9 protein-coding genes are annotated in these 9,794 nt (G+C 71.2%); 4 read left to right on the forward strand and 5 right to left on the reverse strand.

Annotated elements, in window-relative coordinates; translation table 11 throughout:
• Window positions 1–2 precede the first annotated feature (2 nt).
• Window positions 3–1,898, reverse strand: coding sequence for a DUF4178 domain-containing protein (locus HNV26_RS28650; protein WP_171441692.1), 1,896 nt, complete (start codon window positions 1,896–1,898; stop codon window positions 3–5).
• On the reverse strand, window positions 1,895–2,203 hold the full coding sequence (speD, locus tag HNV26_RS28655) for an S-adenosylmethionine decarboxylase (RefSeq protein WP_366817043.1): 309 nt from the start codon (window positions 2,201–2,203) through the stop codon (window positions 1,895–1,897). The genes HNV26_RS28650 and speD overlap by 4 nt, the downstream gene beginning before the upstream one ends.
• On the opposite strand from speD, the gene HNV26_RS28660 reads away from it, so the two are divergent.
• Window positions 2,148–3,359, forward strand: a complete 1,212-nt coding sequence (locus HNV26_RS28660) for a lipase family protein (RefSeq protein ID WP_171441693.1) — start codon at window positions 2,148–2,150, stop codon at window positions 3,357–3,359. The genes speD and HNV26_RS28660 overlap by 56 nt on opposite strands.
• A gap of 3 nt (window positions 3,360–3,362) precedes the next feature.
• On the opposite strand, the gene HNV26_RS28665 is transcribed toward HNV26_RS28660, so the two are convergent.
• A complete protein-coding gene (locus tag HNV26_RS28665) occupies window positions 3,363–4,460 on the reverse strand; it encodes a trigger factor (RefSeq protein ID WP_171441694.1) in 1,098 nt (365 codons plus the stop codon).
• Between the two features lie 87 nt (window positions 4,461–4,547).
• Window positions 4,548–5,504: a hypothetical protein gene (locus tag HNV26_RS28670; RefSeq protein WP_171441695.1), complete on the reverse strand. Its 957-nt coding sequence runs from the start codon at window positions 5,502–5,504 to the stop codon at window positions 4,548–4,550.
• Between the two features lie 189 nt (window positions 5,505–5,693).
• On the opposite strand from HNV26_RS28670, the gene HNV26_RS28675 reads away from it, so the two are divergent.
• Genes HNV26_RS28675 through HNV26_RS28685 form a run of 3 tightly spaced genes read left to right on the forward strand, consistent with a single transcriptional unit; the run spans window position 5,694 to window position 7,594 of the window.
• Complete coding sequence (locus tag HNV26_RS28675) at window positions 5,694–6,440, forward strand: peptidylprolyl isomerase (protein ID WP_171441696.1); 747 nt, start codon at window positions 5,694–5,696, stop codon at window positions 6,438–6,440.
• A 2-nt stretch (window positions 6,441–6,442) separates the two neighbouring features.
• A complete protein-coding gene (locus tag HNV26_RS28680) occupies window positions 6,443–7,177 on the forward strand; it encodes an alpha/beta hydrolase (RefSeq protein WP_171441697.1) in 735 nt (244 codons plus the stop codon).
• 3 nt (window positions 7,178–7,180) lie between these two features.
• Window positions 7,181–7,594 carry a secondary thiamine-phosphate synthase enzyme YjbQ gene (locus HNV26_RS28685; protein ID WP_171441698.1) on the forward strand — a complete coding sequence of 138 codons (414 nt, stop codon included), beginning with the start codon at window positions 7,181–7,183 and terminating at the stop codon, window positions 7,592–7,594.
• A 3-nt stretch (window positions 7,595–7,597) separates the two neighbouring features.
• On the opposite strand, the gene HNV26_RS28690 is transcribed toward HNV26_RS28685, so the two are convergent.
• On the reverse strand, window positions 7,598–9,499 hold the full coding sequence (locus HNV26_RS28690) for a L,D-transpeptidase family protein (protein WP_253817149.1): 1,902 nt from the start codon (window positions 9,497–9,499) through the stop codon (window positions 7,598–7,600).
• Between the last annotated feature and the right edge of the window lie 295 nt (window positions 9,500–9,794).

Raw genomic sequence — 9,794 nt, forward strand, 5'->3', positions numbered from 1 at the left:
ACCTAGACGTTGCTCTCCGCCCAGCGCCGCGTCTCGAAGCTGTGCGAGCGATACAACGCCACCACCGGCCCCACCACCATCAACCCCAGCGCGAAGCAGAACCAGCTCGAGTTGGGCGTGTCGTGGATGAGCTTCACCCGGTACGTCATGGGCCGCGGCCGCCTCGGGTTCGCCGCGAAGCTCGCCGTCGTGCGCAGCGCGTACTTCCCAGCGGGCACCGGCGATAGATAGGTGCTGGTGGACATGTTGCTTTCGGTCCACTCGCCGTCGCCGTCGTTGCCGCGGTAGTAGCTCAGCTCCTCGTAGAAGAGGACCACGTCGTTCGTGTCCTGGTTCACCAGGTCGCCCTGGATGCCCAGCCACTCGTTGAAGGGCGTGCCGCTGATTTCCACGCGCATGTTGCCGCGCTTGGGCAATTCGAAGGGCTCACTGAAGTGCATGGCCGCGGGCGTGCCTGGCGTGGCATCCGGCGGTATCACCACCGCCTCCTCCAGGACGACCGTCTTCGCGGCGGTCAAGGACAGCACGGCCGACAACACGAACAACGCCAGTATCCAGAGCCCAGTCCAGACGAAGACGGAGCGCAGGCCCGACTGATGCGGGTTCGGCTGGCTGGGTGCGATGCCCTCCCGCTGAGGCATCGGCTCCTTCAAGCCGAAGGCCTCCTTCACCACCTCGGGCTCCAGGTACTCGCCGTGGGTGTACGACACCTCGTCGTCCGTGGCGTCCACGTTCACCGAGTACGGCGCGGCGACGTACTCCGACGCCTCGGCCCGCTCGCCCACCCGCACCGTCCAGTAGAACTCCCCCAACACCTTGTCCGTGACCGCGGTGACGTGCTGGAAGCACTTGTAGCGGCGGTGCTCATGGAAGGCGGCGACGCCCGGCGACAGCGACACGTCACCCGCGGGCAGCGGCTTCAGGAACACCCAGTGGCCGTTGGAGTTCATCAGCCACACGAAGCCACGCGACGCGTTGTAGAGGAGGAACTCCTCCCACGGGTAGCGCACGCCCTCCACGGTGCACGAGCGCTCCAGGTAGCCGATGCAGATCCACTCCGCGCCATCCAGCTTCCCCTTGGTTCCCAGGGGGATGAGGAGCGGCCGGCTCGGCTTCTCCAGCATGCGCAGGAAGGACAGCTTGCCCTGGCGCGCGTCCAGCAGCGCGCCGCAGTAGGGGCACGCCACGCGCAGCGTCTTGTCCGGCGCGCGCAGGGACAGGTTGCCGTTGCACTGCGTGCAGCGCGCCTGCTGCAGCTCCACCTTGCGCACGCGGGGCCGGAGCTGCCCGGCCGGGATGCCCAGCTGCTCCAGCTTCAGCGCCTCGCCGACGAAGACCTCGGGCGAGTGCCCACGCGTGCCGAAGTCGAGCGTGAGGAAGGCGCCCTTGGGCCCCGTGGCGTCCACGTACCAGGCGTCCTGCGTGGGGTCCACGTCGCTGGGGAGCTGACCCGCGGCGGCCACCACGCGGCCGTGGCCACGCTCCTCGATGACCCACGCGCGGTCGCGCAGGTGCAGCCGCTCTCCCGGGTGCAGATCCTCCAGCAGCACGCCCTCTTCGGGCCCCATGTCGAACATCAGGTGGAAGGCGCCCTCGGACTCGCTGAGCCACCCGGTGCGGCCGTCCGCGAACTCCACGTACCACTCGTCCCACGGGCCCGCGCCGTGGTCCTTCTGCAGGTGGCCGACGATGGTGTACGCCACCTTGCGGTAGCGCCCCTCCGCGCGGAGCTGCAACGGCGAATCGGTGGGGACGATGCTGCCAATCTTCCCGTGGGACTCGAAGTCCAGGCCCTTTCGAGCCACCACCGTCTGGCAGTAGTCGCACACCACCACCTGCGCCGACCCGGCGGTGAACTCCACCATCGCACCACACGATGGACACTTCCCCTGCGTCACGCCGTCCCCCCTCGCTTCAGCTCACGCACCACGCACGCCGTCGCCCCCAGATGGCGCGCCAGCAGCGCCTCGAAGTCCGGACGCTGGCGCTCACGGCAGCAGTACAGGTTGAGCGCGGCGAACCCGTGCTCGGGAAATGTGTGGATGCCCAGGTGGCTTTCGGCCAGCAGCGCCAGCCCGGTGATGCCACCAGGCTCCGGAAACACGTGCCACTGCGGCTGGCCCACGACCTTCAGGTCCAGCACGACGATGAGCTCCTCGAAGAGCGCCGCCAGTGCCGCCGCGTCCTTGAGGCTGCCAGGCACGCAGCCGCTGGCGTCAACCAGCCATTCCTGTCCGGTGGTCAGCTTCGAAATCCTCCCGTCCCCGGACGTCTTATCACGGGCCCTTCCTCGCGTCCGGCCCCATGTCATCCCCTGGAGCGCGCGGCGCCACGTTGGCGCCCGCCTCGGACTTCCCGGTACGCTCCCTTCCGAGATGCCCCCGTCGCAGACCGATGCCCCCCACGCTCCGTCCACCCACGCCGCGGCCCCGAGCGCCATCACCCGGCTCGCGCGCACGCTGCGCGGGCTGCCCCCCGCCGAGCGCTGGTGGGGCCCTGGCTGCGCGGGCATGGCCGGCTGGCTGAAGCGGGCGGCGCAGACCCTCCCCCCCGAGGACCTCACGCCCCGCTTCCATGCGCTGCTCGCGCGCGTCCGCCAGGGGCTGCCGGTGCTACCGGAAGAGGCCCGTCGCCACCAGTACGTGCTGGTGCGCGGCATGCTGGGAGACGAGCTGCCCGGCTACCTGCTGGACAACGTGCAGCGGCTGGAGCGCCGGGGACTGAGCGTGCGCGAGGCCGCGGTGGACACCGAAGGGCTGCTCGCGGACAACGTGGCGGTGCTCCGCGAGGTGCTGCGCGACGCGGAGTACTTCGGCCGCAGCGTGGTGATGGTGGGACACAGCAAGGGCGGCGTGGAGTGCACCGCCACGCTGGCGCTCTACCCGGAGCTGCGCCACGTGGTGCGCGCGGTGGTGACGCTCCAGGCGCCGTATGGCGGCTCATCCATCGCGCACGACCTGGCCACCACGCCCCGGCTCCGGCGGCTCATCGACTTCGCCTTCCCGCTGCTGTTCCACGGCGTGTCCCGCTCGGTGGAGGAGCTGTCCTATCCCCAGCGGCAGGCCTTCATCCAGCAGCACCCCTACCCCGCCGACATCCCCACCGTGTCGCTGGCCACCTCGCGGCTGTCGCGCACCTCCACGCTGTACCCGCTCCAGCGCTACCTGCACGAGCGCTACGGGTACCAGGCGGACGGCATGGTGACGGCGGTGGACGCGGAGGTGCCCGGCGCGCGCGTGGTGCGGCTGCACGACATGGACCACGCGGAGGCCGCGCTGCGCGGCCTGCCAGGCCTGGTCCGCTACCACCCGGGCGACCTCACGGAGGTGATGGTCGCCCTGGCGTTGGAGACGCGCTGAGCCTCACGCCTCGGCGGGCGTCAGCGTCACCTTCTTCATCACGTGGTCGATGGTGGAGAAGCGCAGCGCCATCTCGTACAGGCGGCGAGCCAGCGCCTCGTCCTCCTTCACCGCCACGCCCAACTCCTGCCGGCTGACGCCCGTGAAGCTCGCGAGGTCCTCCAGCATGGCGTCCGTCGCCGCGCGGTCCGGCTGGATGCCGTCGCGTTCAGCGATGGCTCGCAGGACCAGCGCCAGCGTGATGCGGTACGCCGCATCCATCCGGGTCAGCGGATCCTGCAGCCACCCCTCCAGCGCCTCCTGGAGCTCGTCGGGCTGGAAATCCTTGCGCTGGAGGATGGGCCGCTCGGCCTCCGCCCAGCGCTGGCGAATCTCCTCGTCCACCAGCGCGGCGGACAGCTCCACCGGCGTGCGGTCCACGAGCACGTCCATGACGCGCTCCTGGGTCAACCGGTCCACGTCGGCGAGCCGCTCCTGGGCCAGTTCGTCCCCCAGCTTGCGCATGACGTCCGTGATGGAGCCCATGCCCAGCCGTGACAGCAACTCCGGCGAGTCATCGTCCAGCAACTTCAGCGCTCGCGCCGCCTTCACGCTCACGAGGAAGCGGGCCGGCTGCCCCCGCAGCGTCTCCACGGGGTAGGTGTCCGGCAGCGTCAGCTCGATGCCGACCGACTGGCCCACCTTCGCCCCCGCCAGTGATTCAAAGAAGCCGGGCAGCCCCGGATCCGCCGCGACGCGCACCCACCAGTTCTCCCGGACAGAGAAGGGCATCAGCCGGTTGTTGGCGAAGCCCAGCACGTCCACGAGCACGTCGTCCTCGAGCGCCACATCCTCGCCCGGCTGACGCTCGCGGACGTCTGCGTGCCGGCGACGGAGCGCATCGAAGCGGTCCACGAGCTCCTGCTCCGTCAATGGCGCAGGCGCCACCCGGACCACCGACACCCCCTCCAGGGAAGGAGCCTCCACCGCGGGGAGCGCCACTGGCTCGGTGCTGTCGAGCTGCAGCGCCGCCGGCATCTTCTTCATGATGCCGAGCGCATGAAGCTCGGCCAGCGAACGGGCATTCTTACGACCGCCCTGCGAATCATCATGGGTCGTCATGGTCTCTCGCTCCGCCCCCTCGGATAGCACAACGCTCCGGGAGGACCGAAGCCCCCCGGAGCGTTGAGATTGACGACGCGGCGCTTCCTAGAAGAAGGAGCCGATGAAGCCGGACACGGTGGAGACGGCCGCCCCCACCTGGCTCACGACCGGGATGTTCGTCGCGGCGGCGATGGACCCCAGCGCCGTCACTCCAGCGGTAATCTTCCTCCCAGCCGAAGCGTTCGGGTCCGTGATGGTGTTCACGGCCGCCACGGTGTCCGCCGCGGCGATGGCGACGTTGAGGCCCGGGGTGAAGCGGCCCGCGGCCCGCGCCACCGCGGTGCCACCGCCCTGCACCGCGGCGCGCGCGGCGGTGCCAGCCGTGCGGGCGGCGCCCTCGAGTCCGCGCTCGGCGACCTCGGCTGCCGCGCGGCGCACGACCTGACGCGACGCACCTTCCAGCGCGGTGTTGGCGGCGGTGGTGGCCACGCGGTTGGCGGCGGCACGCGAAGCCTCCGGGGCCGCGGCGGTGAAGGCGGTGCGAGCCGCGTCGGTGGCAGCGCGGTAGTTGCTGACGTTGCCCGCGAGGCTCAGGCCATCCCGCGCCGCCATCAGCCCCGTGGAGAGCGTGCCCGAGGCGGTGCCCACCGCCTCACGGACGTTCGCCTCGGTCGGGTTGCGGAGCGCATCGCGCACGTCACGGAACGTCTCGATGGCTCCGGTGGGCAGCTGCGCCACGTTGGCCGCGAGGCTGACGGCACCGGCGCCGCGCGCGAGGCGGGTATTCGCCCCTTCGACGACGGGGCCATTGCCACCCGGCAGGTTGAAGGGGCCGAAGCGGCGGGGCCCGAAGGCGTCACGCACCTGCGTGGCGACCGCGGCATCCGAGACAGAGCGGAGCCCAGTGGCGGCCTGCGTCACGCGGTTGTGCGCGTCCTCGAACCGGTCGGACTGCCCGGGACGGGCCTCCGCGCGGGGAGGAGGCGGCGGAGGCGTCGGACGCGCCGTCACGGGAGGCGTCGGAACGGGACGGGGCTCGTTGCGGCGAATGGGAGGCGCCATGGGCTGTGCTCCTACAGGAATCTGATGGGCTGTTTTGAAGCGTTACCCGGATCATCGGGCTTTCTGGAGAGTTGTTGCGTCCAGACTCACAGACTTTACCGATTTTCACTCCGGGTATCTGACAGATACCGACCGGTGACCCCGTAAGCCCCTGGAATCCATTGGAAAAGGGGCTAAGGTCCGCGTGCCATGCGGACCCAATTCCTGACGACTGTCCTCCTCTGCCTTACCCTCACCGCCTGCAAGGACTCCGACAAGAAGGAATCCATGGGGGGTGGTACCCCGCCTTCGGCGACGACGCCGGCGAAGCCCACGGCGCCTTCCGCCGCCGAGGCGCCGGCCGCGGCGCCCCCCGCCGAGGCCGCCTCGGGTGAATGGACGAAGAAGGTCCAGGCGGGCCAGGACGTCTACGCCACCCTCGAAACGAACCAGGGCGCCATCGTCGTGCGCCTCTTCTCCAAGGATGCCCCCAAGACGGTGGCCAACTTCGTGGGCCTGGCCACGGGCGAGAAGGCCTGGACGGATCCGAAGACGGGCCAGCGCGTGGAGGGCAAGCCGCTGTACGACGGCGTCATCTTCCACCGGGTGATTCCGGGCTTCATGATTCAGGGCGGCGACCCCACGGGCACCGGCCGCGGCGACCCGGGCTACCGCTTCGAGGACGAGTTCCAGAGCGGCCGCACCTTCAACAAGAAGGGCCTGCTGGCCATGGCCAACGCCGGCCCCGGCACCAACGGCAGCCAGTTCTTCATCACCACCTCCACGCCGGACTACCTCAACAACCGCCACACCATCTTCGGTGAGGTGGTGTCGGGCTACGACGTGGTGGAGAAGATCTCCAACGTGCAGCGCGACCCGCGCGACAAGCCCCTGGAGCCGGTCGTCATCCAGAAGATCGCGATGAGCGACCAGGCCCCGGCCGGCAGCGGGAACTGACGATGGAACGCGCCCTGCGCCACGTGGCCACGCGGTTGGGTGAGCTGGACTGCCACGTCATCGACGCGCTCCCCGAGGGCGCGACGCCCGAGCTGGTCGTCGTCCTCTCCCATGGCCTGGGCGCGCCCGCCACCGACCTGGTGCCCCTGGGGCCGGAGTTGATGGCGTTCCAGCCGGCCCTGGCGGGCCGCGTGCGGTTCGTCTTCCCCGGCGGCCCCATGGCCTGGGCGCACGGAGGACGCGCCTGGTTCCCCCTGCCCGACGCGGTGATGCGGGGGGAGCAGCGCGACTGGGAGCAGTTCGCGCGCGACGTGCCGCCGGGCATGCCCGCCGCGCGCAGGGCGCTGATGAGCACCGTGGACGCGCTGTGCGCCGCGATGAAGCTGCCCTACGGGCGCATCGTGCTGGGCGGCTTCAGCCAGGGCGGCATGGTGTCCACCGACGTCGCCCTGCGCCTGGATGAGCCGCCCGCCGGGCTGTGCATCCTCTCCGGCACGCTGACGTCGGAGCCGGAGTGGCGCCCCCGCGCCCAGGGCCGCACGGGGCTGCCCGTGTTCCAGGCCCACGGGCGCTACGACCCGTTGCTGCCCCTGGGCAGCGCCGAGCGGCTGCGGGACCTGTTCGTGGCGTCGGGCCTCACCGTGGACTTCCACGCCTACGACATGCCGCACGCCATCGTCACCGAGGAACTGGAGGCCCTGGCCGCGTTCCTCGCCGCGCGGCTGGGAGGACGCTGAGCCATGTTCCACGCGAAGGAGCTCACGGTGGCCAGCCGGGGCCGCGGCTTCACCGACATCACCGCGGACGTCCAGCGGGCCGTCGCGGAGAGCGGCGCCCGCCAGGGGCTGTGCACCGTGTTCCTTCATCACACGAGCGCGTCCCTGCTGCTGTGTGAGAACGCGGACCCGGACGTGCGCCGGGATTTGGAGTCCTTCTTCTCGCGGCTCGTGAAGGACGGAGACCCCCTCTTCGTCCATGACGCGGAGGGGCCGGACGACATGCCCGCGCACGTGCGCACCGTCCTCACGCAGAACGCGCTGAACATCCCCGTGAAGGACGGCCGCGCGGACCTGGGGACGTGGCAGGGCGTCTACGTCTGGGAGCACCGGACCTCGCCGCACCGGCGCCGCGTCACCGTGTCCGTGGTGAGCTGACCGCTACGGCGCGCCCACCTGCGTCGCGGCGACCGCCACCTTGCGCGGCTTGCCCGTCGGCCGGGCCTGACCGCGGATGCGAATCCACGAGCCCGGCGCGTCCTCCGTCGCGTGGACCATGGACCAACCGACGGGCACCTGCGGCGAGGCCCAGGCATAGAGCGCACGAGCGTCCTTCGGCGACAGGTTGACGCAGCCATGGCTCATGGGCTGCCCGAAGCGGTCGTGCCAGTAGGCCGTGTGCAGCGCGTAGTCGTCCTGGAAGAACATGGTCCAGGGCACCGTGGCCACGCGGTAGGTGTCGTTGCCGGCGGTGCCGCTGCCCGTCATGTCGGCCTCCGCGAATTTGATCCAGATGCGGAACAGGCCCTCCGGCGTGTCCGTGCCCTGCTTCCCGGAGGAGATGAGCGTCGCGTACACCGGCCGCTCACCTTCGTAGGCCACCAGCACCTGGGCATCCAGGTCCACGTCCAGCCAGCGGGAGCCGGGCTCCACCTGCGGCGGCGCGTGTGAGAACCAGGCGACGTGCAGGTCGTCTCGCGCCACCCACTGGTCCTCCGCGATGCTCACCCAGTGGCCGTCCTCGGACAGCTCCTTCACGGCCACCAGCGTGCGTGGAGGCAGCACCGTTTCGCGGGCGGCCTTCGCGTCTGGCGCGGTCCGCACTTCCACGGCGGCGGAGGGACGCGTGCGGGACTGGGCCCACGCGAACGTCGGCGGCAGCTCGGCGATGGCCTCCGCGTCCACGCCCTCGAAGGAGGAAGGCCGGTACTCGCGCAGCACCCGCGCCTCCAGGTACTGGCCGTCGGTGGTGCGCCAGTACGTCCTGCGGCGGATGCGGACCTGCCCGCGGAGCTGCACCGATACGGAGCCCTTCAGCAGCACGCCCTTTCGCCGGGCGCGCGCCAGGGCGAGGCTGGGATAGGCGCGCACGCGCTTGCCCACGACCCGGGCGTAGACGCCGGGCGTCAGCTCGCCCTCGCGCAGCTTGGGGAGTTCGCGCACGCGGGGCTCGCGGAAGTTGGGCTCCAGGTAGCGCTCGCAGACCCAGCCGCGCGGCTCAATCTGAATCCAGGCCTCGCAGTCCGGGCCGCGCACCGCCGTTTCGCCCTGCCAGCGCACGCGCATGTCCTGCGCCACGGTGCCCAGTGCCGGGGCGTCCTGCCGAGGCTCCTGGCGGACCACGATGGAGCGGCGCACCCGCAGCGAGCCCGCGTCCGGAGCGAAGGGCACGGCGTACGTTCCTCCGTCCTCCGCGCCGCTCACGGGCGCAAGCCCTGGGTCGGCGTCTTCGAGCACCAACCCCGTGTCCTCGAGCGGCTCGCCGTCCGGGCCGAGCACCAGCTCCTCGCCCGGGTGCAGCTCGTCCGGGATGACCGTGAGCTGCTCGGGCACGGGGAGCTCCTCTCCGCCCGGCGTGTCCCCCTCCTCCTCGGACGGGGCAAGGTCGTCCAGGGCGGGGTCGATGGTCAGCGCCGGCACCTCGTCGCGCGCCACGGCCGCCCCATCGTCATGCGTGAGGCGCGGCGAAGACAGCGCCGCCTCGGCAGAGTCACCAACGCCGCCGTCAGTCCCCGCATCCGCCGCGGTGCGCTGCCACGCCGCGAACAGCGCATCCGCGGCCGTGCGCCGGGCATCCACGGGGAGGTCCCCAGGAGCGTTGGCATCGGCGTGAGGTGCGCGGACCTCCACGCCGTCCCCTGATGTGCCTGAGCCAGCGCCGCCGTCGAACGCCGCAGCCGTGGATACCGACACAGATGCACTCAGTGTGTCACCGCGCTCCTCCGCGGCCCGGGGCGCGGGCACGCTCGCCAGGGAGGCATCGGGCGAGGTGTCCTCCGGGCCGGGAGGCGGCGTGCAGGCGATTCCAGGCAGCAGCAGAACGAGCGAAAGCCAACGGCGCATGGAACTGACACGGTACGGAGGAGCGGCGGCACACTCAACGTCGGCCACGGTGCGCTCGCCTGCGTGCGGCTCCGTGTGAGTGGGCATTTCGTGCCATCGCAGCGGCCCTTGTCACGTGCAGCGGAAATGACGGTCCGCGGCCCCTGGCGCGCGCCGGGCTCCCGCTCATCATCCCGCAGGCAGGCCCAGGCGACGCGCCCGTGAAGCCAGCGCCCGCGAATCCCCCGCACGCAGGCCCAGGCGGCGCGCCGGTGAAGGCAGCCCCCGGAAGCCCGCAGCACCCCGAGCCTGGCGC

Source organism: Myxococcus xanthus (assembly GCF_013116825.1).
Classification (GTDB): domain Bacteria; phylum Myxococcota; class Myxococcia; order Myxococcales; family Myxococcaceae; genus Myxococcus; species Myxococcus xanthus_B.